The sequence below is a fragment of the Thermithiobacillus tepidarius DSM 3134 genome, from assembly GCF_000423825.1.
Taxonomy (GTDB): Bacteria; Pseudomonadota; Gammaproteobacteria; order Acidithiobacillales; family Thermithiobacillaceae; genus Thermithiobacillus; species Thermithiobacillus tepidarius.
On the sequence record NZ_AUIS01000003.1, the window covers coordinates 272,684 to 296,635 of the forward strand.

32 protein-coding genes are annotated in these 23,952 nt (G+C 66.9%); 9 read left to right on the forward strand and 23 right to left on the reverse strand.

From position 1 onward, the window contains the following. Positions 1–30: 30 nt before the first annotated feature. Positions 31–966: a transcriptional activator NhaR gene (gene nhaR / locus G579_RS0101390; protein ID WP_028988767.1), complete on the reverse strand. Its 936-nt coding sequence runs from the start codon at positions 964–966 to the stop codon at positions 31–33. A 196-nt stretch (positions 967–1,162) separates the two neighbouring features. On the opposite strand from nhaR, the gene htpX reads away from it, so the two are divergent. Continuing rightward, positions 1,163–2,077 (forward strand): protease HtpX, encoded by a 915-nt coding sequence (htpX, locus tag G579_RS0101395; RefSeq protein WP_028988768.1) that lies wholly within the window; start codon positions 1,163–1,165, stop codon positions 2,075–2,077. Between the two features lie 56 nt (positions 2,078–2,133). Continuing rightward, positions 2,134–2,397 carry a TFIIB-type zinc ribbon-containing protein gene (locus tag G579_RS0101400; RefSeq protein WP_028988769.1) on the forward strand — a complete coding sequence of 88 codons (264 nt, stop codon included), beginning with the start codon at positions 2,134–2,136 and terminating at the stop codon, positions 2,395–2,397. 660 nt (positions 2,398–3,057) lie between these two features. Here G579_RS0101400 and G579_RS0101405 read toward each other — a convergent pair. From G579_RS0101405 to G579_RS18005, 6 genes are all read right to left on the reverse strand, one after another. Further along, entirely contained in the window at positions 3,058–3,324 is a 267-nt protein-coding gene (locus G579_RS0101405; protein WP_028988770.1) for a hypothetical protein, read from the reverse strand. A gap of 170 nt (positions 3,325–3,494) precedes the next feature. Further along, a complete protein-coding gene (locus G579_RS0101415; RefSeq protein WP_028988771.1) occupies positions 3,495–3,941 on the reverse strand; it encodes a hypothetical protein in 447 nt (148 codons plus the stop codon). 240 nt (positions 3,942–4,181) lie between these two features. Further along, a complete protein-coding gene (locus G579_RS18470) occupies positions 4,182–4,346 on the reverse strand; it encodes a DUF1328 domain-containing protein (RefSeq protein ID WP_028988772.1) in 165 nt (54 codons plus the stop codon). A gap of 154 nt (positions 4,347–4,500) precedes the next feature. Beyond that, a complete protein-coding gene (locus tag G579_RS0101425) occupies positions 4,501–5,118 on the reverse strand; it encodes a MarC family protein (RefSeq protein WP_028988773.1) in 618 nt (205 codons plus the stop codon). An 83-nt stretch (positions 5,119–5,201) separates the two neighbouring features. Next, positions 5,202–5,399 (reverse strand): CsbD family protein, encoded by a 198-nt coding sequence (locus G579_RS0101430; protein ID WP_028988774.1) that lies wholly within the window; start codon positions 5,397–5,399, stop codon positions 5,202–5,204. A gap of 80 nt (positions 5,400–5,479) precedes the next feature. After that, positions 5,480–6,058, reverse strand: a complete 579-nt coding sequence (locus G579_RS18005) for a hypothetical protein (protein WP_028988775.1) — start codon at positions 6,056–6,058, stop codon at positions 5,480–5,482. Positions 6,059–6,240: 182 nt separating this feature from the next. Here G579_RS18005 and G579_RS19300 point away from each other — a divergent pair, with 182 nt between their 5' ends. Continuing rightward, positions 6,241–7,005: a sodium:solute symporter family transporter gene (locus G579_RS19300; protein ID WP_211218623.1), complete on the forward strand. Its 765-nt coding sequence runs from the start codon at positions 6,241–6,243 to the stop codon at positions 7,003–7,005. 3 nt (positions 7,006–7,008) lie between these two features. Further along, entirely contained in the window at positions 7,009–7,428 is a 420-nt protein-coding gene (locus tag G579_RS19305; RefSeq protein ID WP_211218624.1) for an SLC5/6 family protein, read from the forward strand. 122 nt (positions 7,429–7,550) lie between these two features. Here the strand turns inward: G579_RS19305 and G579_RS0101445 are convergent, their stop codons facing one another. The 6 genes from G579_RS0101445 to G579_RS15180 form a co-directional block, all read right to left on the reverse strand. Continuing rightward, on the reverse strand, positions 7,551–7,922 hold the full coding sequence (locus G579_RS0101445; protein WP_028988776.1) for a hypothetical protein: 372 nt from the start codon (positions 7,920–7,922) through the stop codon (positions 7,551–7,553). A gap of 130 nt (positions 7,923–8,052) precedes the next feature. Then, positions 8,053–8,424 carry a hypothetical protein gene (locus tag G579_RS0101450; RefSeq protein ID WP_028988777.1) on the reverse strand — a complete coding sequence of 124 codons (372 nt, stop codon included), beginning with the start codon at positions 8,422–8,424 and terminating at the stop codon, positions 8,053–8,055. Between the two features lie 78 nt (positions 8,425–8,502). After that, positions 8,503–9,951, reverse strand: coding sequence for a DegQ family serine endoprotease (locus G579_RS15165; protein WP_081662506.1), 1,449 nt, complete (start codon positions 9,949–9,951; stop codon positions 8,503–8,505). Positions 9,952–10,415: 464 nt separating this feature from the next. Next, on the reverse strand, positions 10,416–12,155 hold the full coding sequence (locus G579_RS18010) for a sensor histidine kinase (protein ID WP_211218625.1): 1,740 nt from the start codon (positions 12,153–12,155) through the stop codon (positions 10,416–10,418). A gap of 199 nt (positions 12,156–12,354) precedes the next feature. Further along, entirely contained in the window at positions 12,355–13,461 is a 1,107-nt protein-coding gene (locus G579_RS15175; protein ID WP_051180684.1) for a SufD family Fe-S cluster assembly protein, read from the reverse strand. Continuing rightward, positions 13,451–14,197, reverse strand: a complete 747-nt coding sequence (locus G579_RS15180) for an ABC transporter ATP-binding protein (RefSeq protein ID WP_211218626.1) — start codon at positions 14,195–14,197, stop codon at positions 13,451–13,453. The genes G579_RS15175 and G579_RS15180 overlap by 11 nt, the downstream gene beginning before the upstream one ends. Positions 14,198–14,345: 148 nt before the next feature. Here G579_RS15180 and G579_RS0101475 point away from each other — a divergent pair, with 148 nt between their 5' ends. Continuing rightward, the gene (locus G579_RS0101475) at positions 14,346–14,549 is read left to right on the forward strand and encodes a hypothetical protein (RefSeq protein WP_028988778.1); all 204 of its coding nucleotides are present in this window, start codon (positions 14,346–14,348) and stop codon (positions 14,547–14,549) included. A 22-nt stretch (positions 14,550–14,571) separates the two neighbouring features. Here the strand turns inward: G579_RS0101475 and G579_RS18875 are convergent, their stop codons facing one another. Next, positions 14,572–14,721: a hypothetical protein gene (locus G579_RS18875; RefSeq protein ID WP_155989692.1), complete on the reverse strand. Its 150-nt coding sequence runs from the start codon at positions 14,719–14,721 to the stop codon at positions 14,572–14,574. A gap of 208 nt (positions 14,722–14,929) precedes the next feature. Here G579_RS18875 and G579_RS0101485 point away from each other — a divergent pair, with 208 nt between their 5' ends. Together G579_RS0101485 and G579_RS0101490 are read left to right on the forward strand one after the other, a co-directional pair. Next, entirely contained in the window at positions 14,930–15,244 is a 315-nt protein-coding gene (locus G579_RS0101485) for a PilZ domain-containing protein (protein WP_028988779.1), read from the forward strand. 277 nt (positions 15,245–15,521) lie between these two features. Further along, entirely contained in the window at positions 15,522–15,764 is a 243-nt protein-coding gene (locus tag G579_RS0101490; RefSeq protein ID WP_028988780.1) for a hypothetical protein, read from the forward strand. 74 nt (positions 15,765–15,838) lie between these two features. Here G579_RS0101490 and G579_RS0101495 read toward each other — a convergent pair whose 3' ends face one another. The 8 genes from G579_RS0101495 to G579_RS0101530 all read right to left on the reverse strand — a co-directional run bounded on the left by G579_RS0101495 (position 15,839) and on the right by G579_RS0101530 (position 22,571). Continuing rightward, entirely contained in the window at positions 15,839–16,270 is a 432-nt protein-coding gene (locus G579_RS0101495) for a hypothetical protein (RefSeq protein WP_028988781.1), read from the reverse strand. A 63-nt stretch (positions 16,271–16,333) separates the two neighbouring features. Then, the gene (locus G579_RS0101500) at positions 16,334–16,780 is read right to left on the reverse strand and encodes a DsrE family protein (RefSeq protein WP_081662494.1); all 447 of its coding nucleotides are present in this window, start codon (positions 16,778–16,780) and stop codon (positions 16,334–16,336) included. A gap of 47 nt (positions 16,781–16,827) precedes the next feature. Continuing rightward, the gene (locus G579_RS15185) at positions 16,828–17,598 is read right to left on the reverse strand and encodes a hypothetical protein (RefSeq protein ID WP_051180686.1); all 771 of its coding nucleotides are present in this window, start codon (positions 17,596–17,598) and stop codon (positions 16,828–16,830) included. A gap of 65 nt (positions 17,599–17,663) precedes the next feature. Beyond that, complete coding sequence (locus tag G579_RS18015; protein ID WP_028988783.1) at positions 17,664–18,218, reverse strand: hypothetical protein; 555 nt, start codon at positions 18,216–18,218, stop codon at positions 17,664–17,666. A gap of 161 nt (positions 18,219–18,379) precedes the next feature. Then, positions 18,380–20,068 carry a sensor histidine kinase gene (locus G579_RS18020; RefSeq protein ID WP_162142948.1) on the reverse strand — a complete coding sequence of 563 codons (1,689 nt, stop codon included), beginning with the start codon at positions 20,066–20,068 and terminating at the stop codon, positions 18,380–18,382. A gap of 153 nt (positions 20,069–20,221) precedes the next feature. Beyond that, positions 20,222–20,554, reverse strand: a complete 333-nt coding sequence (locus G579_RS0101520; RefSeq protein ID WP_028988784.1) for a tetratricopeptide repeat protein — start codon at positions 20,552–20,554, stop codon at positions 20,222–20,224. Between the two features lie 15 nt (positions 20,555–20,569). Beyond that, entirely contained in the window at positions 20,570–21,985 is a 1,416-nt protein-coding gene (locus G579_RS15200; protein ID WP_162142949.1) for an amidohydrolase family protein, read from the reverse strand. A 184-nt stretch (positions 21,986–22,169) separates the two neighbouring features. Then, positions 22,170–22,571 carry a NifU family protein gene (locus G579_RS0101530; RefSeq protein ID WP_028988785.1) on the reverse strand — a complete coding sequence of 134 codons (402 nt, stop codon included), beginning with the start codon at positions 22,569–22,571 and terminating at the stop codon, positions 22,170–22,172. A 155-nt stretch (positions 22,572–22,726) separates the two neighbouring features. Here G579_RS0101530 and G579_RS0101535 point away from each other — a divergent pair, with 155 nt between their 5' ends. Both G579_RS0101535 and G579_RS0101540 read left to right on the forward strand, forming a co-directional pair. Beyond that, a complete protein-coding gene (locus tag G579_RS0101535) occupies positions 22,727–23,275 on the forward strand; it encodes a hypothetical protein (protein WP_028988786.1) in 549 nt (182 codons plus the stop codon). Then, positions 23,272–23,787: a TlpA family protein disulfide reductase gene (locus G579_RS0101540; protein ID WP_028988787.1), complete on the forward strand. Its 516-nt coding sequence runs from the start codon at positions 23,272–23,274 to the stop codon at positions 23,785–23,787. The genes G579_RS0101535 and G579_RS0101540 overlap by 4 nt, the downstream gene beginning before the upstream one ends. A 24-nt stretch (positions 23,788–23,811) precedes the next feature. On the opposite strand, the gene G579_RS19675 is transcribed toward G579_RS0101540, so the two are convergent. After that, a complete protein-coding gene (locus tag G579_RS19675; RefSeq protein WP_408033212.1) occupies positions 23,812–23,949 on the reverse strand; it encodes a hypothetical protein in 138 nt (45 codons plus the stop codon). Positions 23,950–23,952 lie beyond the last annotated feature (3 nt).

The window sequence follows — 23,952 nt, forward strand, 5'->3', positions numbered from 1 at the left end:
AACCTCCTCCCTTTGGATACTTCCCCGTGCTCAGGCCGTTGCCTTGACGCAAGCGGCCTTGCGGGCTTTGGTGAAGACCTCCAGGCGGGCGGCCTCGCTGACCGCCACCACCGCCGGATGGCGCAGGCGCCGCTCCGCGGAAATGGCGTAGAAGCGCTCGCGCACCCGCTCGCTGCGGCCGATCGGCTCCACTGCCGCGTTGCGCATGATGTCCTGCTCGATCACGCTGGGGGCGATGAAGATGCCCACGCCCGCATGGCCGAAAGCGGTCATCAGCGCACTGTCCTCGAACTCGCCGGCGATGCGCGGCCGGATGTTCAACTGGTCCAGCCATTGCATCAGGGCGCCGCGCAGGGCGGTGTTGGTGGCCGGCAGCAGCATCGGCGCCTCGCTCAGGGACTCGGGAAAACGCTCCCGGTAGCGGGCGGCCAGGTCGCGGGCGGCGAAAAAGGTGATGCCGCATTCGCCGAGCAGGTGGTTGAAGGCGCGCACGTTGGCCGTGGGGCTGAGCGGCGTATCGGCCAACACCATGTCCAGCTTGTGCACGGCGATGTCGGCCAGGAGATGGTCCAGCTTGCCTTCCCGGCAGACGATGCGCACCGGCTCGGGCAGGTGCAGGGCCGGCTCCAGCAGGCGGTAGGCCACCATCTTGGGCACCACGTCCACGATGCCGACGGTGAACTCCAGCGGCTGCCCGCTCACGCGTCCCTGCAGCACGTCCTCCATCTCCGCGCCCAGGCGGAAGATGTCGTCGGCGTAGTTGAAGGCCAGCCGACCCATGTCGGTAAGCACCAGATTGCGGCCGGAGCGGGTGAAAAGCTTGCCCCCCAGCGAGTCCTCCAGCACCCGCAGCTGACCGCTGATGGTCTGCGGGGTCAAGTGCAGGATCTCGCTGGCACGGGCGATGCCGCCTTCCTTGGCCACCGTCCAGAAATAATACAAATGGTTGTAATTCAATCCTCTCACGCCACCAACCTTTCGGATTTTCCGAAGATATATACCAACAACAATCGAATTTTATATTAGTTTACAGATGCGTACACTAGCTCCTGCCGTAGGATGTAACGGGAAACCCCGTAGCCTTTGCCCCTGGCTGCGTTTACCCGCCGGCACCAGCCGGAACGTTGACCAGGGGCATTTTTGAGATTCCAAGAGGGGAGTCATGAAACGCATCGTACTCTTTGTCCTGACCAACCTGGCCATCATGGTGGTGCTCGGCATCACCGTCAGCGTGCTCGGCGTGGGCCGCTTCATCTCGCAGGCGGGGCTGGATCTCACCAGTCTCTTCGCCTTCGCCGCCATTTTCGGCATGGGCGGTTCGTTCCTGTCGCTCGCCATCTCCAAGTGGGTGGCCAAGATGTCCACCGGCGCCCAGGTGATCGAGCAGCCGCGCAACCAGGCCGAAGCCTGGCTGCTGGAGACGGTGCAGCGCCAGGCGCGGCAGGCCGGCATCAAGATGCCGGAAGTGGCGATCTATGACTCCCCGGAGCCGAACGCCTTCGCCACCGGCCCGAGCCGCAACAACGCGCTGGTGGCGGTGAGCACCGGCCTGTTGCACAGCATGCGCGAGGATGAGGTGGAGGCGGTGCTGGCCCACGAGGTCAGCCACGTGGCCAATGGCGACATGGTGACGCTGGCGCTGATCCAGGGCGTGGTGAACACCTTCGTGATCATGATCGCCAAGATCGTCGGCTACGCCGTCGACCGCTTCCTCTCCTCCAACAGCGACGAGGAATACCAGGGCCCCGGCATCGCCTACTGGGTGACCAGCATCGCCGCCGAGATCCTGCTGGGCTTCCTGGCCACCATGATCGTCATGTGGTTCAGCCGCCGCCGCGAGTTCCGGGCGGATGCCGGCGGCGCCGGCCTGGCCGGCCGCAGCAAGATGATCGCCGCCCTGGAGCGCCTGCGCGCCATGCAGGAGCCCTCTCACCTGCCGTCGCAGATGGCCGCCTTCGGCATCAAGGGCGGCGCGGCGTCGGGGCTGATGAAGCTCTTCCTGTCCCACCCGCCCCTGGAGGAGCGCATCGCCGCCCTGCGCGCCAGCGCCGGCCGCAACCCGGTGTTCCAGGACTGACGCTACCGCGAAGGCGCCTCCGGGCGCCTTTCGCTTTTTCCGAGAGGAGCAAGCCCATGAAATGTCCGATCTGCAATGTGGAATTGAAGCTGGCGGAACGCCAGGGCATCGAAATCGACTACTGCCCCCAGTGCCGCGGCGTGTGGCTGGACCGCGGCGAGCTGGACAAGCTCATCGAACGCTCCGCCACGACCGCAGCCCCCCAGCCGCAGCCCAGCCCTTACCCGCCGCAGCACGCCGACAGCCACTATCATCACGGCGGCCACTACCGCAAGAAAAAGCACAAGTCTTTCCTTGGCGAGCTGTTTGATTTCGATTGAAGCCGCGGCGTGAACCTGGCGCAGCTTGGTTGAGAGAGGTAACGGGTTGCGCCCGCGATGTGCGGGCGGATGGCAGGCAAGCTCACTCCGTAGCCTAGGTGCCGGTCCGCCCCGAACACCCTCTCCCGCCGGGAGAGGGCCGGGTAAGGAGCAATGCAACGAGCGTTCCGGCAGCAACCCTAGGTCGCGCTACAACTGCCGGCGGTGGGAGTGGGCTTGCCCGCGATTCAATGCGGCGGCCGCTACGGCGGATCGCGAGCAAGCTCGCTCCTGTCGCCGGTGGCGACAGCGGGGTTCAGGGTTTGGTTTTTCCACCCCGCTGTCCCGCCGGGCCGGCGGGAAATGTAGGAGCGAGCTTGCTCGCGACTGCTTCCCGATCGGCACAGTGGATCGCGAGCAAGCTTGCTCCTACAGCCAATGGCGGCAGCAACGAGCGAGCGTCTGTCTGAGTCAGCGCGGCCGGCGAGTCAGGCAACGGGCGTTGCCCGTTTTCGCGAGCCGCAGGCGAGCGTGAACGCAGCGAACGGCAAAACAAGTGCAGCGAGAGCGTCCAAGCGATTTGCTGTCGGGTAACCCCCGACACCTAACCAGCGCGGGCGCCAACCCGCTCCAACTCTAAATCGACTGGCTGAACCAAACCCAGCCCACTCTACCCCTCATCTACCCCTCAGCCGCCGACCCGGCCTCCGCCCCCGCCTGCTTGGACGCCCCGGCGGGCTGCTGGTTTTGCTGCGTCTGCGCGGACTGGGGTACCTGGGCAGGCGCGTGGAGCGCGGCAGAGGCTTGGGAAACGCCGGTGGAATCGGTGAGCAGACTGGCGAAGATCACGCTGAACAGCGAGGCCCACGCCAACACGGTGAGCACGACGACCACGTAGAGGGGACTGCTCTGCCACCACCGTTTCTTTTTTAACGTCTGATCATGCATGTACAGGTACTCCTCTGGCTATCGCCTGATGAATCATGGCCTGGGACCGGCCGGCCTGCTTTCAGCATAGCCCCGCGCCGGATGGCGGGCGAGGGGCAAATGCCGGATGAGGGTGTGGGAGGCCTCGCCGCGCAGGGCCGGGTACAGGCCGCTGCCGTGGCGGTCGGTGCCTAAGGTGCAGGCGCGGAGGCGCCCGCTTCCGCGCCGGGCCGCCCGGCCGCCCCCGCCGGCATGCTCATGTCGGCAGGGCCATGTTCGCTCAAGCGCGCAAAGGCCTGCTCGGTCTTGTTCTCGTTGACCCGCACCGCCACCACCGCTCCGCCCCGACGCACGCCGTCGAGATAGTTGCTCAGCATGACCGCGCTGATGCCTTCGCGGCTGCGCACATCCGCCGTACCTACCTCTTCCAGCACGGCGCGCAGGCCGTCCAGGGGATCGGTGCCGGGATGGGCCGAGGCTCCGCCCTGTTCGAGGCGGAAATCATCGCCCGGGCCAAAGCTCTCTTCCCAGGCGAAGAGATCGATGTCGGCCCGCGCAAAGCCGTCGTTCACCAGCTCCAGCACCAGCCGCCCCGCGTCGGCGGCATTGTCGTAGAATCCCACCACTTTACTGATCATGGCACCTCCTCGTCATTCAGTGACGACCCGGCATTGCAGAGATGCAGCGCCAGGGCCCGCGCAGGGCTCACGCCAGCGCCCCGTACCACATAGACCCGGCGCTGCGCCGATAATTTCCGGTTGCTTGTCCGGGGGCACCCAAAGCTACAGCCCGGGTGGCCTTGACATGGGATGTGCTGGGGGATGCGCCACGGGACGACGATAGCGGCGGGCCCGGCGCGCGGAGCCCGCCGCTGCGCTTCAGGCGGGCGGGCGCCGGCCCATGACCAAGGCGACGACGAACATGATCAGGAACAGGATGAAGAGGATCTTGGCAATGGAAGCCGCCGCGCCGGCAATGCCTCCGAAGCCCAGCACCCCCGCGATGATGGCGACGACCAGAAACACCAAAGCCCAATGTAGCATGGCTGCCTCCTTGCTTCGCAGTGAAACCGAACGGCCCGCAGGCCGCGTGGCATGGGATCGATCCAGCCATTGTCGGCCGACTGGCCACTTGACGCACCCAACTTTTGGACCGTGTCCAGACTTTTTGCCCAGGACCTTCGGCCAACGGCAGCCCCTAACGGGGCCACGCCGCCTGCATGCCATCCAGCATGAACTGGACGGCCAGCGCGGCAAGCAGCAGACCCAGTATGCGGCTCAGGGCGTGGGTGCCGGTTTCGCCCAACAGGCGCACCAGCAGGGGTGCGAAAAGCAGGGACAGCAGGGCCAGCCCGAGCACGCCCAGCAGGGCGGCCAGCATCCCCATCAGCACCAGCGGCCCGGGACGGCCGGCCGCCATCAGCAGGACGGTGGTCAGAGCGCCTGGCCCGGCGATCAGCGGGAAAGCCAGCGGAAAGACGGAGATATCCTCCTTGCGCGCCGCCTCCACGCGCTCCTGGGCGGTGGTGGCGCGGATACCCGACTGGCGGGCGAAGATCATGTCGATGGCGAGCAGGAAAAGCAGCACGCCGCCGGCAATGCGAAAGGCCGGCAGGCCGATGCCCAGCACGCGCAGCAGCTCGACGCCGAAGAGAAAGAAGACGAGCAGCATGGCCAGGGCGATGGCGGTGCCTTTGAAGGCCATCCGGCGCACCTGGGCCGGCTCCTCGCCGTAGGTCAGTGCAACGAAGAGCAGCGCCAGTCCCACCGGGTCCACCACGATCAGCAGCACCGTAAAGGCATGCAGAATGTCCATGGGAACAGTTTAGCAGGACAGCGCAAGGGTGCCTGCCGCAGAAAAAGGCCCCGATCGGGGCCTTTTTCTGCGGAAGCGAAGCCTCAGTGGGTCCGGAAGAAGTCGTCCACCTCCCGTTCCGCCTCGTCCCGGGTACGGCCGTAGCGTTCCTGAATCACGCCGACCATTTTGTCGCGCTCGCCGGCGATGCGGTCGAGCTCATCGTCGGTCAGCATGCCCCACTTGCGCTTGACCTCGCCCTTGAGCTGATTCCACTTGCCCTTGAGAATGTCTTCGTTCATGGAGCGCCTCCTTTTTCTGAATGAGTGGATACAAACAATGAGACCCGCAAATGATCCACGGGTTGCACAGCAAGCTGCGGTCAGCCAGGGAAAGCCGCCATTTCGCCGCGGCGCCGCTCGATGCCGCTGCGCCGTTCCGCCGCGTAGCCATGGCGGCTGCCCGAGCGCCGGTCGGGGATCATCCGCCGCTCGGCGCCGCGCCAAGCCGGCGCACCGGCCGCCATGCCGGTCTGCCCACTCGCCCAATCACTCTGCAGCCAGGCGGCCGCCCGCTCACCCACGTCCACGGCACCGTGGCTGCGCAGGATGTCCATGACCGTGTCGGCCTGCTCCGAAGTGCTCCGCACCGCGAGCATGATCCCGCCCCGGCGCACGCCTTCGGCGTAAATGGACGCCGCCTCCGGATCGACCGGCGCGCGCGTTCTGGCATCCACGAGACCGACGTCCGCCAGCAGGTTGCGCACGCCGGCCATTAGGGCATCGCCGAGATGGGTGGATACCGGGCTGCCCTCCGGCTGATACTCTCCACCGATGCCGACGCGCTCGTGCCTGCCATGCACCTCTAGGGCGTCGCCGCCGAAGCCGCGGCGTTCCAGTTCCCGCACCGCGCCTTCCGCCGCGGCGCGACTGTCAAAGAGTCCGATCACTCGCCTGTCCATGTCGTTTCTCCTCTTTGTTTCTCCCGGCCGTGCGCCAACGCGCCGGCCATGGCAAGGGTCTCTATCTCAAAAGGCAAAACGGCGGTGCCGAAAGTTCAGCGGCATACGCCGCAGGGAGGACCCGGCAGGCAGCCCGCCCCGGTGGATCGCAAAGTCCGTCGAAACTGCTTAATATCCCTGCCTTGCTGCAGGCCGCGGGCATTATCGGCGTGCTGGCGAGCCGGCAGGTCAAAGGCTCCCAGGATTTTTTCCTGGCGGGGCGGAGTTTGCCGCTGTACATCTCCACCGCCGCCCTCTTCGCCACTTGGTTCGGATCGGAAACGGTGCTGCGCGCGCCGGCCAAGATCGCCGAGGAGGGTCTCCTGGGCGCCATCGACGATCCCTTCGGAGCCGCCCTGTGCCTCATGCTGCTCGGGCTCTTCTACGCCCGACCCCTGTACCGGATGGCGCTCCTGACCTTCGGTGACTTCTACCGGGTGCGCTACGGCCGGCGCACGGAAGTGCTCGCCAGCCTATTGATGATTCCGTCCTATTTCGGCTGGATTGCCGCGCAAATGGTGGCGCTGGGCATCATCCTGAACGTCGTCCTGGAGATTCCCACGCCCGCCGCCATCCTGGCGGCGTCGCGGGTGGAGGTCTTCTACACTTTCCTGGGCGGCATGTGGGCAGTGTCCCTGACCGATTTCGTGCAGACCCTCGTCATCATCGCCGGCCTCCTGTTCGCCTTCCACGAACTGGCGCCCGCCCAAGGAATATCAGCTTTCATCGCGGAGCTGCCGGCGGACACGCTGCGCTTCACGCCCGAACCCCGCCTGCGGGACATTCTGCTCTACCTGACCGCCTGGATCACCATCGGCCTCGGCTCCATTCCGGGGCAGGACGTGTTCCAGCGGCTCATGTCGTCGCGCTCGGCGCGGGTGGCCGTGTGGTCGGCCCTGCTGGCCTGACTGATGTGTCTGAGCATCGCCCTCGTGCCGCTGGCTTTGGGGCTCTTCGTGCAGGCGGCGCACCCGGAACTGCTGATCACCGATCCGCAACTCGCCCTGCCGGCGGCCATCCGGGCATACGCCAGCCTGCCCACGCAGGTCCTCTTCTTCGTTGCCCTGCTCTCCGCCGGCATGAGCACAGCCAGCGGCGCCCTGATCCTGGCCCTGGCCAACAGCAACATCTACGAGCTGGTCGGCGCCTCCGCCGCGCTGACGCTGGTATCCCTGTTCGTCCCCCGGACGGCCGGGCTTTATCTGAAGCAGGCCAACACCGGCGGCGCCGTGCTGCCGATAGTGGCATGCTGGCGTGGATCACGGGCGAGTTCGTCCTGGATGCGGAACTGGCCCTCCTCTACGGATTGGGAGCCAGCATGCTGGGCATGATGATGGGCATTCCCCTGGGCAGACGTACCGCCGGGGCCGACGCTTAGCGCAACGACGGCTGCCGGACGTGCCGCACGTCCGGCAGCCTGGAACCTGCCGAAGGGACAGGGCGGGATGCCCGGTCAGGACAGCATCAGCGGCTTCGGTCCCTTGCCTTCCGGGCCCATCTTGGAAAAGACGTTCACCAGCTCGGCACGCGCCTCGCTGAGCACCTTGGCCAATTGGGTCGGCGGCAGATGGTCCATCTGCACCAGTGCATCGTCCGGGTTGACGGTGTGTTTCACTTTGTAATAGGCCAGCTCGAGCACCAACAGCTTGATGCCCTCCATCAGCTGCTTTTGGCTGCCCTGCCGAATGGCATCGTCCAGCTGCTGATTGAGCTCTTCGAAGTTCGGCGAGCGGAGCTTGGGCTGCAACGGGTTGACGAGCTCCTGCACGTACTCCACGATCTCATAACGCTGTTTATCGCTCAGATTCAGTCCATAAGCGCTCATGATTTCCCCCCTTTTTGATAAAGCCACCACCGGTCGCATCACTTTATTACCGTGTGGCCGACGAGGATACAGACGTTAGTCTGTCCCCGAGGCAGGGGGTACGGCACGGCTTTTTCCAAGCTGCGGCGCGCTAGTCTTTCTTGGGCTTTGCCGGGATGCCCGGCGGCATGGCGATGGGCTCCTGCATGTTGGCCGGCGCGCCGGGATCGAAGGCCTCATTGGCCGAGGGCGCTCGCTGCGCCGGGGTCTTGATCGGCTGCTCATCGGGCACGCCGGCCGGTTGGCTGATCACGTCGCCCGAGCGCGGCGGCCCCGCATCGCGGCTGCCGCCGGGCGGCTGGACGGGCGCGGTAGTCGGCGGATAGATGACGAAAGACCGCTCCCCCACCACCGCCTGCGTGCCCACCGTGTGCTTCTGCAGGGGGGCGCCCGCGGGCGGCTGATTCGCGCAGGCGACCAGGAAGGCCGGGAGGGCGAATGCGGATAAGCGTTTGATGTCCATGGCGCGTTCTCCTCGCTGCTTAACAGTTAAGAGCACGCGGACCGACAAAAGTTTTTGCCGGCCGGGACGGGAAAAGCTCTACTCGGCGCCGGCGGTCATGGGCACATAGAGGGCGTTGCCGCGGCGATTCACCAGCAACGCGAAAGTTTGCCCGGCCTTATAGCGGGAGACCAGCCGATTGAACTGTTCCACGCTCTGCACCGGGTCGTTGTTCACTGCCGTGATCACATCGCCGGGCGTGATGCCCGCAGCGGCAGCCTGGCCGCTCACCTGCTCGACCAGCAAGCCGCCCTTGACCCCCAGTTGCTCCTGCTGGACCGGCGACAGCTCGCGCAAGGCCAAGCCCAGGGCGTTGTTGCCCCGGGCCGGTCCCGGCGCGGCGGCGCTGCGGGCAGGGGCCGTCAATTCACCGACCACGACGCCGACCTGCTGGGTGCGGCCCTTGCGCCAGATCTGCAGCGTGGCGCGGCTGCCCGGCTTGGTGGCGGCCACCAGCCGCGGCAGCTCGCTGGCGCCGTCGATGGGCTCGCCGTTGTACTTGAGGATTACGTCGCCGACCATCAGGCCGGCCCGGTCCGCCGGACCGTTCCGCTCCACCGAGGCGATCAGCGCGCCATTGGCGCTGGCCAGGCCGAAGGACTTGGCCAGTTCTTCGTTCATATCCTGGATGGCGACGCCCAGCCTCCCGCGGGTGACCTTGCCGTGCTCGCGCAACTGCTTGGCCACTTCCAGCGCCACATCGATGGGAATGGCGAAGGACAGGCCCATGTAGCCGCCGGTCTGGCTGTAGATCTGCGAATTGATGCCGACCACCTGGCCCTGCAGATTGAAGAGCGGACCGCCGGAATTGCCCGGGTTAACGGCCACGTCCGTCTGGATGAAGGGCACGTAGTTCTCGGTGGGCAGCTCGCGGCCGACAGCGCTGACGATGCCGGCGGTAACGCTGTTCTCGAAGCCGAAGGGCGAGCCGATGGCGGCAACCCATTCGCCTACCTGCAACTGGCGCGGATTGCCCAGATCCACCACCGGCAGCTTGCTGGCATCGACCTTGAGCAGGGCGATGTCCGTGAGCGGATCGCTGCCGACCACCTTGGCCTTGAACTCGCGCTTGTCCGTCATGCGCACGGTGATTTCGCTGGCGTCCTGCACCACGTGGGCATTGGTGAGGATATAGCCGTCCGGGCTGATGATGAAGCCGGAGCCCAGGGACTGCGCGGGACCGCGCGGCCGTCCTCCCTCCGGGTCCATGAAACGGCGGAAAAAGTCGAAAAACGGGTCCTCCTCGTCCGGCAGCCCGGGCATCGGGTGCATGGGCGGCAGGGCATCCCGACTGGGTTGCTCGATCGTGGTGCTGACATTCACCACAGCCGGTCCCTCCTTTTTGACCAACTGGGTGAAGTCGGGCAGGCCGGCAACGAGCGGCTTGGCGGGTGTCTGCGCGGTGGGCACGCTGGGGAACGGCTCCCCCTGCTTCTCCACTTTCTGGCACGCCGCCAGGGACAAGGACAGCAGCAGGACGGACAGCATCTTGCTTGCGACTGCATAGCGACTGATCAAAGCGACCTCCCTGGGTGGATGCGGGCTTTTCACGGCTGCAAGCGGTCATCATCATCGACGATGAAGCAGGCTGCCCAAGCCTCGTCCGGCGCCGCTTCCAGCAGTAACCTGACTGCGGCTCATGAATCCATGATATGCCATAGCATCCTGCTTGATAAAGAGTATCCGGCCGGACATCGGCACGTCATGGATCGCGCGTCCCAAGGGCACTACCCAGGCGCCAGCCACGACAGGCCCTCACCCTGCCCGCTCCCGGCGGGAGAAGATGTCCGGGGTGCGCGGGCGGGGTACCGTGCCAAGCGCTGGCGGGCTGGCTCGCGATTTGGTGGCGGCCGGGACGGCGGATCGCGGGCCAGCCCGCTCCTACGACCGGCGGCAGCGGGGTTCAGGGTTTTGGTTTTTCCACCCGTTGACTGGACCATGCAAGCGCCAAATCAGCCCAAGCGCTCGCTCCTGCCTTCCCTTGCCGCCAAGGTAAAGTAAAAAGCCGCCCCTTGCCCCACAACACCTTCGGCCCAGATGCGGCCGCCGTGGCGGGCGATGATGCGCGCCACCGTGGCCAGGCCGATGCCGTGGCCCTCGAACTCGCCGGGGCTGTGCAGGCGCTGGAAGGCGCCGAAGAGCTTGTCGGCGTAGGCCATGTCGAAGCCGACACCGTTGTCGCGCACGAAGTAGATCCGCTCCTCGGCCTCCTCCCGCACGCCGAACTCGATACGGGCATCGGCCTGCTTGCTGGTGAATTTCCAGGCATTGGTCAGCAGGTTCTCCAACACCGCCCGGATCAATTGCGCATCCCCCTCTGCCAGCACGCCTTCGGCCAGGACGAACTCCACCTGCCGCGTCGCCTGGGTCTGACGCAGACGCTCGGCGATCTCTCGGGCAAAGGCACTGAGGTCCAGCGGCTCGCGCTGCAGCTCGCCCCGGCTCAGGCGCGCCAGATTCAGCATGGCGTCGATGAGCTCGGCCATGCGCTGGCTGGCCCGGCGCACGCGGGCCAGATATTCCCGGCCGGCCGGGTCCAAGGCCTCACCGTAGTCCTCCAGCAGTACCAGGCTGAAGCCGTCGATGGCGCGCAGCGGCGCGCGCAGGTCGTGCGATACCGAGTAGCTGAAGGCCTCCAGCTCCCGGTTGGCGGCCATCAGCGCCGCCGTCCGCTCCGCCACCCGCTGCTCCAGCTGCGCCCTGGCCCGCCGGCGTTCGCGCTCGAGCTGGCGCTGCACGCGGAAGGCGAAACGCCAGATGCTGTAGGTGCCGATGAGCAGAAAGAGCAGCAGCGCCAGGGGAATCTGGATGCGTTTCAGCCAAGCCTGCCAGATCACGGTACGGGGCAAGGACACGAACGCCGTGAGCGGGTAATTGGGCAGCCGGTGGTAGGCGCCGAAGCGAAACTCGCGGTCGACATCCGTCACTCCCTGAAAGGTGCCTGTTTCACTGACCGGCTTGCGGCGCAGGGTCTGCACCAGCGGCCCCGTGCGCGGCTGCCCGTAGATGGCGGAAAAGTTCAGCGGATTCGGCCAGCGGCTCTCCAGAAAGCCGTCCTCCCGGATCAGGCCGATGGTGGTGCCGGCCGGCAACGCCACGTCGCGCCAGAGCGCCTGCTGGTTTTCCATCCAGAGATTGGCTGACAGAATGAAGCGCAAGCGCCCCTGCCCATCGCGCACCGGATACTGCAGCGGCATGATCCACTGCCGCACGATGATGCCGTAGCGCGGCCGCGCCACGTACAGGCCGGTGCCCGCCGCCGTCCTCTGCATGTCCGGCATGAAGGTGGGCAGGCCGCGCAGATCCGGCAATGGCCGATCGAGCGGCAGCTCGGACGGGATCAGCAAGTCTCCATTGGGACGATGGAGATTGACCGCGCCGATCTCCGGATGCGAGCGCTTGAAGCGGTGCAGCAGCACCTGGCCGGCTGCCCGGTTGCGCACGGCGTCGATCTCCAGCAGATCCTGACCGAGCAGATCCAGGCTGCTAGCGTAGAGACCGTAGAACTGCTCCGCGGATTTGGCGGCGAAGTCGGCCAAGCTGGCCAGTTCGCGCAGTTTCTCGGTCTTGACGGCATGCCAGGCATAGACGCCGTACAGACAAGCGAAGACGGCCAGCAGGCCGACCAGCAGCCGGAATGACAGGGCAAGCGGTGTCTTGTACTCGGTTTCGGCTTTGAAAAACTGGGTCACGGTTTCCGCGGGTTCTCCCGTGGTGCGCGCCGCCTCCGGCGGGAGCCCCGCAGGCGGCAGCCACATTGGCGCCGCACTGCGCCGGGCATGTGGAACGAAGCACTGCCAAGCGCGGGCATGGCCGTTGCCTTTCTCAAGCATACATCAAAATAGGAGATCGGATTCGATTTGCCACGGCCTTCCGGCGCTGGCCCGCCCATCACACTACCGCGCCGGCCCCGGCCCGCTCGATCATGGCGTTGATGGCCCGCTGCAGCACCTCGGGCAGGTGGCGGATGCGCACGTCCAGAAAACCCTGCACGATGAGCGAGCGCGCCGCCTCCTCATCGATGCCGCTGGCCATGAGATAGTCCAACTCCTCCTGCGAGATCATGCCCACCGATGCCTCGTGCGACAGCGCGACCCGCAGCGCCCGGCCCTCCAGCTCGGGAATGGCGTGAATGCTGCCCGCGGCGTCGAGCAGGAGCCCGTTGCAGGCCATGGCGCCACGCATGCCGTCCACCTCGCCGATGAGATGGCCGCGGGTGATCACTTGGCCGCCGTCCGAAACCACCCGGCTGACGATCTCCGCCGAAGCACCGGCCCCCTGCAGCCGCGCCCGGCCGCCCAGATCCAGCCGGGAGCCGGCAGGCGCGTAGACCACTGAATAGAACTCCCCCAGCCCATCGGCGGCGATGGTGGCCTCGGGGTACATCTGGATGTAGCGGACCGGCGTCATGGCCACGTAGTTGGAGATGAAGCGCCCGCCTTGCTCCACCTGGGCGGCGCTGCGCGGATAGACCTCCACGCCCGGGCCCCAGCTGTGGATCATGGTGGAGGTCACCGTGGCGCCGGGGCGGACGTAGAACTCGGAAATGCCGATGTGCTGGCCCGTCTCCACGTGGCTGGCGGTGGTACAGCCGCTGATGAAATGCACCTCGGCCCCGGGCTCGGCCACGACGATGTTGTGCACCACCTGGCGCATGGCCGTGGTGCGGATCAGGAAGCAGGTCTGCACCGGCAGCAGCACCCGCTGGCCCGCGAAGACGCGGATGAAATGGCCGAGCGGCACCATTTGCCCGGCGGCCGCCCGCGTGTATTCGTCCCGCTCCCGCTCCACCAAGCCGAAGCGCAGCGCCGGCAGCCAGTCATAGCGCGCCAGGGCTTCCGCCAGCGGCAGGATCTCCAGCTGGCTGCTGCGCGGCAGCGCCTCCAGCACCGCGTGATCCGCCACCAGGAAAGTGCCGGCGCGCTCGTCCGCCTGGCCGAAGCCGACCCGGCCGAGTTCGCGGAGCTCCGCGGGCGACAGCGGTGCATCAGCCGACATGGCTGCCTCCCGCCGTCGTCCGGCCGCCCTCGCCGTAGCCGCCCGCGCGGATGCGCTGGAACAGCGCGCGCACATCACCGCTGCGCACGATGCGGCCATCCAAAAAGACATGGCCGCGGTCGGCGGCCACGTAGTCCAGGATGTAGCCCGTGTGGGTGATGATGAGGCCGGCACTCGCCTGCCGCGCGGCGGGATCGTGCAGGATGCGCCGGATGGCCTCGGCAATGAGAGCGATGTTCTCCAGGTCGACGCCCGATTCCGGCTCGTCCAGCAGCACCAGCGCCGGCGATTGGGCGTAGAGCTTCAGAATCTCCGAGCGCTTGAGCTCGCCGCCCGAAAAGCCGAGATTGAGTTCCCGCGCCCGCAAGGCATCCAGATGCAGCGCCGCGAACTCCGCCTTGATGTCGGCGCGCCGGCTGATGGCGCGGATGAAGGTCTCCAGCCGCACGCCGCGGATGACGGGCGGACGCTGAAAAGCCAAACCGATGCCCAGGCGGGCGATGGCATCGGGCGCCAAGCCGTCGATGCGCTCGCCGCGAAAGCGAATGGTGCCGCGCGTGATGGTGAAGCCCGGCAGGCCCATGATGGCCGCCAGCAGCGTCGATTTGCCCGAGCCGTTGGGGCCGAAGAGCACGTGCACCTCGCCGCGCGGGACGGTCAGCTCCACGCCGCGGAGGATCTCCCGCCCCCCCACGGCCACGTGCAGATCCCGGATCTCCAGCAGCACGTTGCCCATCCCGGCTCCTTGCGCTTGGCCACTCGGACGAACGTCTACCCCTCCAACCTAAGTCCGATGCGGCAACATCTTGTTTTCGAAGAAATTCGCCTATTATCCAAATTATCCTTTGGTCATTTTCACAGCGGTTTCACAGTCGGGAGGGGATATGGACCTGCTCAGGGAAGATGACTCATCCACGGCCCACACGGGCCCGTCCATATCGGTGGAAATGGACACCATGCTCGTCTTTCTGGCGGGCTTGGTGCTGCTCCTCATCGGCATCGTCCGCAGCGCCTACTTCTGCATGGGGCTGGGCGCCGCCTGCTGCTGGATCGCGCTGTCGCTGCCCTTCTTCCGCGAACGAGGCTAAAGCCGCCACAAACAGCTGGCCTTCAGCCGGCCGGCACGCCCGGCGGCATGGCGATGGGCGCCTGCATGTTGGCGGGGCTGCCCGATCCCGCCGCGCCGTTCGCCGGCCCGGTGGTCGCGCAGGCGTTCAGGGCCAAACATAGCAGCAAGGCGGACAGGCTCTTCAGATCCATGGCACGTTCTCCCGGTTTCACCATAGATTGAGAGCGTGCGATCGCCCAAAAGTTTTGCCGCGGCAGCCCTGGCGCGAGCGGCTGTCGGTACTGCATCCGTCCTTGTGCCGACGCCGTCCCGGCGCCGATCGGTCACAATCCAGCAAGAGCAAGCCCGATTGCCGCATGAGCAAAGCGGGCCCGACGAAACCAAGCAGGGGGAACCGACATGGACGGCCAGACCGGCGAAGCGCACGGCGTGGAGCACCGGCTCAGCCCCCGGAAAGGGGCCAGGGTCAAAGTCTATCTTTCCTGCGGGAAGCAGCCGATGCAGCGCTGCTCCACCCGCAACCTGAGCGGCGGCGGCGTCTTCCTGGAAACCCGGCTGCCGCTGCGCCTGAACACGCCGGTGCAGCTCCTCTTCGTGCTGAACCGCGGCGTCGTGATCCGGATCTACCGCCTGTCGGCCATCGTCGTGCGCTTGAGCAAGGACGGCATCGGCCTGATGTTTTGCAAGCGCAGCCCGGCCAGCCGCCGGGCCTGATCCTCCAGCCGCGCCGGCCGGGCCCTGCCCCGCAGCCCCGGCCGTCCGCCACGCTGCCCCTTTCCTGCCCTGCCGCAGCCTCCCGTCGAACTCCCGCATCCCGCGTGGAACCACTCGCCGGCACAACGGCCAAATAAAATACGCGAGTCATCTGCACAAAGCGGTTGATAGAACTAAAGTCGGAGTCTAGACTCTAACGCAGGCAAGTTGTCCTTCATCCAACGAGTTTGGCTTCAACCGCCGGGGTTCCCCCGGCCCGGTGAACAAGGAGAACGCCATGTCCCGCAACGCCTTCGCAAGTCTACCGCAGGATGAATCCACCGAACTGGACCCGCAGATCGACGCTTCCGCCGCGGACGCCAGGAACATCGTCACCTACCTTGACGGACAGGACTACCCCGCCGACGCCACCATGCGCATCAGCGTGGCCGATCTGCACACCCTGCTCTCGTCCTTCCTGGCGCTCTACCAGGAATGCCGGGGCAACGCGTTGCCGCCGCGGCTCGGCAAAGTGCACTAGCTGTTTCAGTCGCCCATGAAAAAGCCACCCTTGCGGGTGGCTTTTTTGCGCCGGCGCAGCCCGGCCAGGCATGTTCAGTCGAGGCTCTGCTCGTTCAGGATCTTCCCCCGGCCGAGATCCAGCAGCAGGTTTTTGCCATCCAGCAGGGTGGCGCAGGCCAGCAGGAAAATCTCCACGAACTCGTTGCGTTGCGCCTCGGGCAGTTGGCTATGCCGATTGAAGGTGCCGAACATGGAATCATGGAAGGCGGCGATGAAGAGGATCATGCGCTTGAGCGCTTCCCGGTCGTCCGGGTCGATGCGCTGGAAGCCGCCGAACAGCACCGGTTCCCCCAGCTTCTCCTTGATGCTGGTGTAGAGATGGTGGATGTACTCCGCCGCGCTCTGCCGGCCTTGCTCGTCCGCCAGGCTCACATCCATGCTCACCTGCTCACCCGCCCGGGTCTTCAGGGTGATGCGCTTTTCGATGGGTCCGCTCGGCGGCGGGGCGTAGGGATTGATGATCATGGCTGGTCTCCGCCTCGGCTTTCCGCCATTGTAGCACACCCCCACGCCCGGGCCAGGATGCCGTCAAGGCCGGTAATAGAGCCAGCCTGCCGCCTGGCGGTCCACGATGTAAGCGATGCCCGAGGGCACCGGCTCGGACACCGGGTTGAGGTCCGAGAGCTTCTTCCCCTGCGCCTTCATGGTGTTCTCGCAGGCTTTGAAGTGCACGCCCCGGGACGCCAGCTCCCGGATGCGCGGACTCAGGGGATTGTCCTTGTACAACAGGCTCAGGCCTGGTCCCAGGGCAACCACTTCCACCGTCACCTTGCCCTGGCCATAGTGGTTGATCAGATTATTGACGTTGGCCAGCAGCAAACCTTGCTTGTCCGGCGTCCCGTCGGCCATCTGCACCACCACCCGAGGCGGCGCCTTGGCACTGGCATCGGCGGCCTGAGCGGCAAGGGGGGCGGCCAGCAGCATCAATGCGCTCAGCCACAGGCCCAGCAAAATCGGGTAAGTTCCTTTCCTCATTCAAGTCTCCTCTGGCAAGTTACGTTTCCAAGCACATCCCGCACCGATCAGCCGCTGAAGGTGTTCACCCCGGCGGAGCGCCTGTCGGCCACCCGCCGCTCGGCGCCCGTCCAGATCGCAGCTTGTCCGCTTTGGCCGCTCCCCTGGCGCCGGTCGGCCTGCAGCCGTCTTTCCGATCCGGGCCAGCCGACCTTGGCCTGGTCCATGTACCGGATGCCGGCGGCGCCGGTCGCCGGCCTGGCTCCCGGGCTGGGCCGAGTCCTGCCCTGCGGCAACGGCTGCGCGATTCCGCCAGCGGCCGTGGTTCCTTGCGTGCGCCATTGGGCGACGCGCTCGCGGATGTCCACCGAGCCATGGCGCTGCATGATGCTGCGGGCCAGTTCGATCCGGTCACCGGGGTTGCGGATCGTCACCAGGGTGCCGCCCCGACGCACCGCCTCTTCGTAGTGCCGGGCCTCATCCTCGGCGACACCGCCCGCGGTCAGCGCACCGATGAGGCCGCCGGCCACCGCGCCCACGCCTGCACCGGTCAGCACGGCTGCCAATGGTCCCATGGCAACGATGGGCCCCAGGCCCGGAATGGCCAAGGCGGTCACGCCCGCCAGAATGCCGATCAGGGAACCAAAGGCCGCCCCCAGGCCGGCCATGCCGGCCTTGTCCCCATCGCTGAGCTCGGGGCCATACTCCCTGGTTTCGCCATCGGCGCCGTACATGACGACGCTGACGTCATCCGGGCGGAACCCCTCCCGCATCAGCGCCTGGATGGCATTTTCCGCTTCCGTGCGACTGTCGAACAGAGCAACAACGGTCTTGTCCATGCTTTGTCTCCTTGTCAGTCGAGTCCGCAGCATTTTGGCATCGGATGCACCCACAGCGCCCGGATTCAGTCCGCGGATCGCGACTCGCCTGCACGGCGCCCGCCGCCGCTGCGGCGATCCACGCCGGTCCGCCGCTCGACATCGCGCCCGTCCGGCGGGGAGGCGGCCGGGCGCCATCCCATGCCTGCGTCCGTCTCGGGGGGAGTCCAGCCGTTTTCCCGCCATTGGGCGCTCCGTTCGTCGATGCTGACCACGTCGTGGCTGCGCATGATCCGCATGGCCTGCTCGGCCATGGCCTCGTTGGCCCGGACCCGGATCAGCGTGCCGCCGCGGCGCACGCCCTCGGCGTAGAGCCCCCGCTCTCCAAGGGACAGGTCCGTGCCCTTCCAGGGGTCCACCAGGCCGATTTCCGCCAGCAGCCAGCGCAGGCCGGCCATCAGGCTGCTGCCGAGATGGGTGGCCTCGCCGACCTCCAGCCGGTCTTCGGGGGAGTACTCCATGTTCTCCTGGCTGACCAGGAGGCTGATGTCATCGCGTGAAAAGCCGTTCCGCTCCAGGTCGCGCAGCAGGCTTTCCGCTTCCGCGCGGCTGTCGAAGAGGCCGATGACCGTTTTTTCCATTGTCCACACTCCTTTGCCCCGGAGGCGGAAAGCCTGGCTGCATCCAGTCCCGGCCTCGTCCGCCGCCAGGCGAGATCTACATCCATTGGGCCGCGCCGCTACTGGAAAGTTCAGCCGCAGCCAAGTGCGCGACCGGCTGCGGCAGGCCGGCGCCCCGAGATTTACTTGAACTCACCCAAGGTGAAGTAGAAGGTGGCGCCCTGGCCGACGGCGCCTTCGGCCCAGATGCGGCCGCCGTGGCGGGCGATGATGCGCGCCACCGTGGCCAGGCCGATGCCGTGGCCCTCGAACTCGCCGGGGCTGTGCAGGCGCTGGAAGGCGCCGAAGAGCTTGTCGGCGTAGGCCATGTCGAAGCCGGCGCCGTTGTCGCGCACGAAGTAGACGGGCTGGCCATCCTGCTCGCGCATGCCGAACTCGATGCGGGCATCGGCCTGCTTGCGCGTGAACTTCCAGGCATTGCCCAAGAGGTTTTCCAGAGCGATCCAGAGCAGGCTGCCATCCCCCTGCGCCAGCAACCTTTCGGCGATCCGGAAATCCACCCGCCGCTCGGGGTGAATGCGCACCATCTGCTCTTCGATCTTGGCGGCCATCCGGCTGAGATCCACCCGTTCGACATGCATGTCGGCCCGGGTCACCCGGGACAGGCCCAGCAGCGCGTCGATGAGCTCCGACATGCGTTGCGCGCCCCCGCGAATGCGATGCAGATACGATTTGCCCGTATCATCCAGCACCTCGCCGTAATCCTCCAGCAGGGCCAGGCTGAAGCCGTCGATGCCGCGCAGCGGCGCGCGCAGGTCGTGGGACACCGAATAACTGAACGACATGAGCTCCTGATTGGCGGCGGTGAGCTCCGCCGTGCGCTCCGCCACCCGCTGCTCCAGTTCGGCGTTCAGCGCCAGCACCGCCGCCTCGGCCTGCTGCTTCTCGGTGACGTCGCGAAAGGCGAGCACGATGCCCCTCACCTCTTGGTCCATCCGGATCGGGGAAGCGGTGCAGGACACCGGAAAGGTGCTGCCGTCCCGGCGGATGAAGTGATCTCCGTCGTACTGCAGCGTCCTGCCCGAGGTCGCTACCGATGACAGGGGACACTCCGGCGGCAGCCCCGCATCGCCTCCGTAGCGGGCACAGACGAAGCCCAGCAGCGGCATGCCGAGCACCTCCTCCTTGGAGTAGCCCAGCATCTCTTCGGCCGCGGGATTCATGAAAGTCAGGCGTCCGGCTTCGTCCAGGGCGCAGACCCCCTCGCCCAGGCTGTGGGTCAGGGAAAAAGTGAAATTCAATTGGTGGCGCAGCTCCTGCTCGGCCGCGCGCAATTCGGAATACAGGCGCGCATTGTCCACCGCCAGCGCCGCGAAGTGCGCCAGTTGTTCGGCGACGGCGAGGTCCGCCGGCCCGAAGCGGCGCTCGCTTTCCGTAATCATGAAGGTGATCGCGCCCAGCAAACGGCCGCGGGCCATCAGCGGCACGCACATGAAGGAGCGGACTTCCAGCTGGCGCAAGCCGGCGAGATGGACCTCGTCCCGGGCGATCAGCGTGAGGATGACGTCGCTCATCTCCGTGATCAGCTCGGCTCTCCGGGTACGCAGGACCTTGTAAATGCCGAACTTGCCTTCCGGGTCATAGGGATAGCGGTTCTTCAGCTCCGCGACCAAGGCCTCCTTGACCGGGTTGCGATGCATGAACACCAGCTCGTGAAAGGCGCGATCGTGGTCCAGCATATCCACCATGCAGAAGTCACAGAACTGGGAGATTGCGAGGGAAGCCACGTTCTGGAGCGTGCGTTCATAGTCGAGGGATTCGGCCAGCACCGCCACCGCTTCGGCAAGGAACGCGTGATTCTTCGATTCCATCAGCAAAGCACTCCGGCGGCGGCCGGGGAATTGCAGCGCTACCGCCTCATGTACGTCACGGAAACTACGTCTGAATACGAAGTATAGTTGGCATTTTGGGGCTTGATGGAAGGAGGACGGCATTCGCCGCCCGAAATGCGCAGCGGGCCTGGACTAGATGCCGGCCAGTTGCTTTTCCAGGCGCCGGGCGAATACGGTCATCTCCTTTTCCGCCTGCTTGTCGCCCCGCTGGCGGGCCACGGCGATCCCCTGCCGGTAGGCATCCAACGCCTCCGGCAAGCGGCCGTCCGCGCTCAGGGCCTTGCCCAGCAGCTTCCAGGCCGCCGAGTACTGCGGATCCTGCCGCACGGCAGCCTGCAGGTGGCGTGCCGCCGCGGCCGCGTCCCCGGTTTTCAGGTACTCCATCCCCAGGCCGAAGCGCAGCATGGCGCTGTCCTTGCCGCTGGCCAGCAGTTTTTCGAAATTGGCAATGGCGGGTGTAGTCATGGCTTCGATTCTAGTTCATTTGGGGGAAATGCGGTTCACCGCCGGCTGCGGCGGCATGTCTGCCACGATCTGCTGCGGGTCGAAGGCGACGCCGCCCTTGATGACCCGGTGAATGCGCCGGGTGTTGCGAATATCGGCCAGCGGGTCGGCGTCCAGCAGCAGCATGTCCGCGAGCTTGCCGGCCTCGATGGTCCCCAGCGCGTCCGCACGTCCCATCACGCGCGCCCCGCCCTGGGTGGCCGCCCGCAGAATGGCGGCGGGCGGCAGGCCCGCTTCGGCCATGAGCTCGAGCTCGCGGTGCAGGGCCGGACCGTGCAGCGTGCCGATGTTGCCGGCGTCGGTGCCGGCGGCAATGGGCACGCCGGCCGCCTGCAGGCGGCGCAGGTTCCAGGACATCACCTCCCGGCCGGGCGACCGTTCCGCCCAGAAGGGCGCCCGGCCAGGCAGATGCTCGAGATCGGCAAAGGTGGCGATCACCGCCGGGTCGCCCAGGCGCCGTTCGATCTCCGTGAGCCGCACGCGCCGGCCCAATACTTCCCGGTAGCCCTCCTGAACCATCAGGGTGGGGATGTAAGGCACCTGCCGCGCGCGCAGACGGCGGACGAAGTCGTCGTCCACCCGCCGGTCATCCACGCTGTGCACCAGGACGTCCGCCCCGGCCGCCAGCGCCGCCCGCGCCACCGCGAGTTCGGTGGCATGCACCGCCACCCGCACGCCCGCCGCGTGGCTTTCCGCCGCCACCGCCCGCAGCAGCGCCGCTTGCGCCGCCAGATCGTCGCCCGGCACGTGGATGAACCAGAACTTCACGAGCTCCGGCCGCCGATCCAGCTCGCGCCGCGCCAGGACACGGGCCGCCGCCGGCGAGTCCACCCGGATGATGGGCGGATCATCGCTCTCCAGCTCCGGCGGCAGATAAGTGGAGATCAACGGCCCCGCCACCGCCACCCGCGGCGCCCGTTGCGTGCGCCGCGCCAGCTCGCGCAGCTCGAAGTTCCAGAAGGGCCCACCCATGTCCACCACCGCCGTCACGCCGCTGGCCAGGTAGCGGGCGAGCGTCGCCGGCAGGCGCGCCTTGATCCAGGCGACTTCCTCGACGTAGGGACGCAGGTCCCGCAGGTCGATCACGTCCGGGCGGGTGTAGAGCCCGCCCGACTGGAAGAAATGCACGTGGGCGTCGATGAGCCCCGGCATGAGCCACTTGCCGCTGACCTCGACGATGCGGGCATTTTCGGGAATGGCCAGCTGGCCGCGGCGCCCCACAGCCGCGATGCGCTCGCCCGCCACGAGCACCACCGCATCCGGACGCGCCGGCGCGTCGGTGCCGTCGATCAGCGTGGCGCCGACCCAGGCCGTCACCGCCTGCGGCCCGGCGGCCAGAGCGGCAGCATGCATCAGGAGCGCGGCCAGCGAGCCGATCCACATCATCTTCATGCATGGGCTCCCGGCATCGATCACGATCATCTGATCTTTTGACCGGCGCCGGGCGGATTCGGCTCAATGGGGAACGGCTTCACCGCAGCGGGTGTGGGTGTCGGGGTTGTCCGGTTTTGGAGACCGGTCGCGGGCCGCAACCCGCGCCTTCAGGCAACAGCCCCGTCGGACCGCATCCCTCTCCCTAAAAGGTATTCTGCACCTCCGTCACGCCCGGCACGCCCCGCACGATCCGGGTCACGACATTCTTCAAATCCAGCGTGGAGTTGGGACAACCCACGCAGGCGCCTTTCATGCGCACGCGCACGACCGAGCCTTGAATATCCACCAGTTCGATGTCGCCGCCATCGCGCATGAGAATCTGCCGCACCGCCTCCACCGCCTCCCGAACTTTTTCGGGATCCGGCGGCGGCAGATCCGCGCCGGGCGGCACGGGCGCGTGGGCCATCTGCCTTTCCGCCATGGCCTGCGCCCGCGCGATGCGGTAGGCGCGGTCCGGGTCGACCGCCTCGATCTCGTCCAGCTCCTCTTCCGTGTAAAAGCGGATCGGCTCGACCGGTGGCCGCTTGTCTTGAGCATCAGCCATCGTGGCACCGTTTTCTGAAATCCGGGATGAGCTTGGATTATACTCTCTTTGACTAGGGCGGTCATGGCGGAGCGGCACTGTTGCGGGATTGAGCGACTGCCCGGACTGCGGCAGCTTCCGGCGACAAGGGCCGCCCCCGGGAAAGGAGGATACACTTGAGGCATTGGCTGCTTTGCATCCTGGCGTGCGGAGGGCTGGCGGGCGGCGCCCAGGCGGCCGACCCGGCCCGGGAGCTGGACTTTTCCATTTCCGTGCGCACGCCGGAGCAGGTGACTGCTTTTTATTCGGCACGCGGCTTTCCGGACCAGGCCGTGCGCGCCCTGGTGAACAGTTGTTTGCTGACGGTCGGCATGCACAACAACCGCCCGGACGTGGTCTGGCTCGAGCTGGCCAACTGGCGCTTTACGGACGCCCAGGGCCGCAAGGTGCGGCGGATCACCCGCCGCGACTGGGAGGCACGCTGGGAGCAGCTCCAAGTGCCGCCCGCCAGCCGCGCCACCTTCGGCTGGACCCAGTTGCCCGAGAGCCGGGATCTGCAGCCGGGCGAGCCGGTGGGCGGCAACGTGGCAGTGCTGCCGCCCACCGGGCCCTTCACCCTGGAAGCGCGCTTCCGCACTGGGCAGCGCAAGGACGGCCCCGTGCTGCGCGTGCGCATTCCGGATCTGCGCTGCCCCGCGCCCGGCACCGAGGAGAACAGGCCATGATGCGCATTTTGCTCCTGATCGGCGCCCTGCTGCTGACGCAAGCGGCCGCGGCCGCCGCCCCGGCACCACCCCGGGGACTGATGCCCCTGGACGGCCGGCCGGCACCGGCGCTGCGCCTTGCCGACATGAATGGCCAGGTGACCGATCTGCAACAGCTGCGCGGGCGTTGGGTGCTGGTACACTTCTGGGCCAGTTGGTGCGGGCCCTGCCGGCGGGAGATGCCCACCCTGCAGCGCCTGAGCGCCCGGATTCCGCCCACGCGCCTGCAACTGGTGCTGGTGAACACGGCGGAAAGCGAGGACGAGGTGTTTTCCTTCCTGGCGGGCGTCACCCCCGAGCTGAACACCCTGATGGATCGGGACGGCCGGGTGACCGAGCGCTGGCAACCGCGCGGGCTGCCGTCGAGCTTCCTGGTGGACCCTCAGGGCCGCCTGCGCTATCTGGCCCTGGGCGGGCGGGACTGGACCACGCCCGCCTACCTGAACTTCCTGCAGGCCCTGACCGCCCCTTGAGCCGTCCCGCGCCACCCCCGACGCTCAGTGGACCTGCTGTTGCCCGCTCGCATCCTCGGCGCTGACCGTAAAGTAGAAGGTGGCGCCCTGCTCCACCTTACCCTCGGCCCAGATGCGGCCGCCGTGGCGGGCGATGATGCGCGCCACCGTGGCCAGGCCGATGCC

Bases quoted from the DNA above. Each gene is read 5' to 3' on its own strand.
- htpX (WP_028988768.1), top strand. From the start codon at position 1,163: ATGAAACGCATCGTACTCTTTGTCCTGACCAACCTGGCCATCATGGTG.
- G579_RS0101400 (WP_028988769.1), top strand. From the start codon at position 2,134: ATGAAATGTCCGATCTGCAATGTGGAATTGAAGCTGGCGGAACGCCAG.
- G579_RS0101405 (WP_028988770.1), bottom strand. From the start codon at position 3,324: ATGCATGATCAGACGTTAAAAAAGAAACGGTGGTGGCAGAGCAGTCCC.
- G579_RS0101415 (WP_028988771.1), bottom strand. From the start codon at position 3,941: ATGATCAGTAAAGTGGTGGGATTCTACGACAATGCCGCCGACGCGGGG.
- G579_RS18470 (WP_028988772.1), bottom strand. From the start codon at position 4,346: ATGCTACATTGGGCTTTGGTGTTTCTGGTCGTCGCCATCATCGCGGGG.
- G579_RS0101425 (WP_028988773.1), bottom strand. From the start codon at position 5,118: ATGGACATTCTGCATGCCTTTACGGTGCTGCTGATCGTGGTGGACCCG.
- G579_RS0101430 (WP_028988774.1), bottom strand. From the start codon at position 5,399: ATGAACGAAGACATTCTCAAGGGCAAGTGGAATCAGCTCAAGGGCGAG.
- G579_RS18005 (WP_028988775.1), bottom strand. From the start codon at position 6,058: ATGGACAGGCGAGTGATCGGACTCTTTGACAGTCGCGCCGCGGCGGAA.
- G579_RS19305 (WP_211218624.1), top strand. From the start codon at position 7,009: ATGTGTCTGAGCATCGCCCTCGTGCCGCTGGCTTTGGGGCTCTTCGTG.
- G579_RS0101445 (WP_028988776.1), bottom strand. From the start codon at position 7,922: ATGAGCGCTTATGGACTGAATCTGAGCGATAAACAGCGTTATGAGATC.
- G579_RS0101450 (WP_028988777.1), bottom strand. From the start codon at position 8,424: ATGGACATCAAACGCTTATCCGCATTCGCCCTCCCGGCCTTCCTGGTC.
- G579_RS15165 (WP_081662506.1), bottom strand. From the start codon at position 9,951: ATGCTGTCCGTCCTGCTGCTGTCCTTGTCCCTGGCGGCGTGCCAGAAA.
- G579_RS15175 (WP_051180684.1), bottom strand. From the start codon at position 13,461: ATGTCGGCTGATGCACCGCTGTCGCCCGCGGAGCTCCGCGAACTCGGC.
- G579_RS15180 (WP_211218626.1), bottom strand. From the start codon at position 14,197: ATGGGCAACGTGCTGCTGGAGATCCGGGATCTGCACGTGGCCGTGGGG.
- G579_RS0101475 (WP_028988778.1), top strand. From the start codon at position 14,346: ATGGACCTGCTCAGGGAAGATGACTCATCCACGGCCCACACGGGCCCG.
- G579_RS18875 (WP_155989692.1), bottom strand. From the start codon at position 14,721: ATGGATCTGAAGAGCCTGTCCGCCTTGCTGCTATGTTTGGCCCTGAAC.
- G579_RS0101485 (WP_028988779.1), top strand. From the start codon at position 14,930: ATGGACGGCCAGACCGGCGAAGCGCACGGCGTGGAGCACCGGCTCAGC.
- G579_RS0101490 (WP_028988780.1), top strand. From the start codon at position 15,522: ATGTCCCGCAACGCCTTCGCAAGTCTACCGCAGGATGAATCCACCGAA.
- G579_RS0101495 (WP_028988781.1), bottom strand. From the start codon at position 16,270: ATGATCATCAATCCCTACGCCCCGCCGCCGAGCGGACCCATCGAAAAG.
- G579_RS0101500 (WP_081662494.1), bottom strand. From the start codon at position 16,780: ATGAGGAAAGGAACTTACCCGATTTTGCTGGGCCTGTGGCTGAGCGCA.
- G579_RS15185 (WP_051180686.1), bottom strand. From the start codon at position 17,598: ATGGACAAGACCGTTGTTGCTCTGTTCGACAGTCGCACGGAAGCGGAA.
- G579_RS18015 (WP_028988783.1), bottom strand. From the start codon at position 18,218: ATGGAAAAAACGGTCATCGGCCTCTTCGACAGCCGCGCGGAAGCGGAA.
- G579_RS18020 (WP_162142948.1), bottom strand. From the start codon at position 20,068: ATGGAATCGAAGAATCACGCGTTCCTTGCCGAAGCGGTGGCGGTGCTG.
- G579_RS0101520 (WP_028988784.1), bottom strand. From the start codon at position 20,554: ATGACTACACCCGCCATTGCCAATTTCGAAAAACTGCTGGCCAGCGGC.
- G579_RS15200 (WP_162142949.1), bottom strand. From the start codon at position 21,985: ATGAAGATGATGTGGATCGGCTCGCTGGCCGCGCTCCTGATGCATGCT.
- G579_RS0101530 (WP_028988785.1), bottom strand. From the start codon at position 22,571: ATGGCTGATGCTCAAGACAAGCGGCCACCGGTCGAGCCGATCCGCTTT.
- G579_RS0101540 (WP_028988787.1), top strand. From the start codon at position 23,272: ATGATGCGCATTTTGCTCCTGATCGGCGCCCTGCTGCTGACGCAAGCG.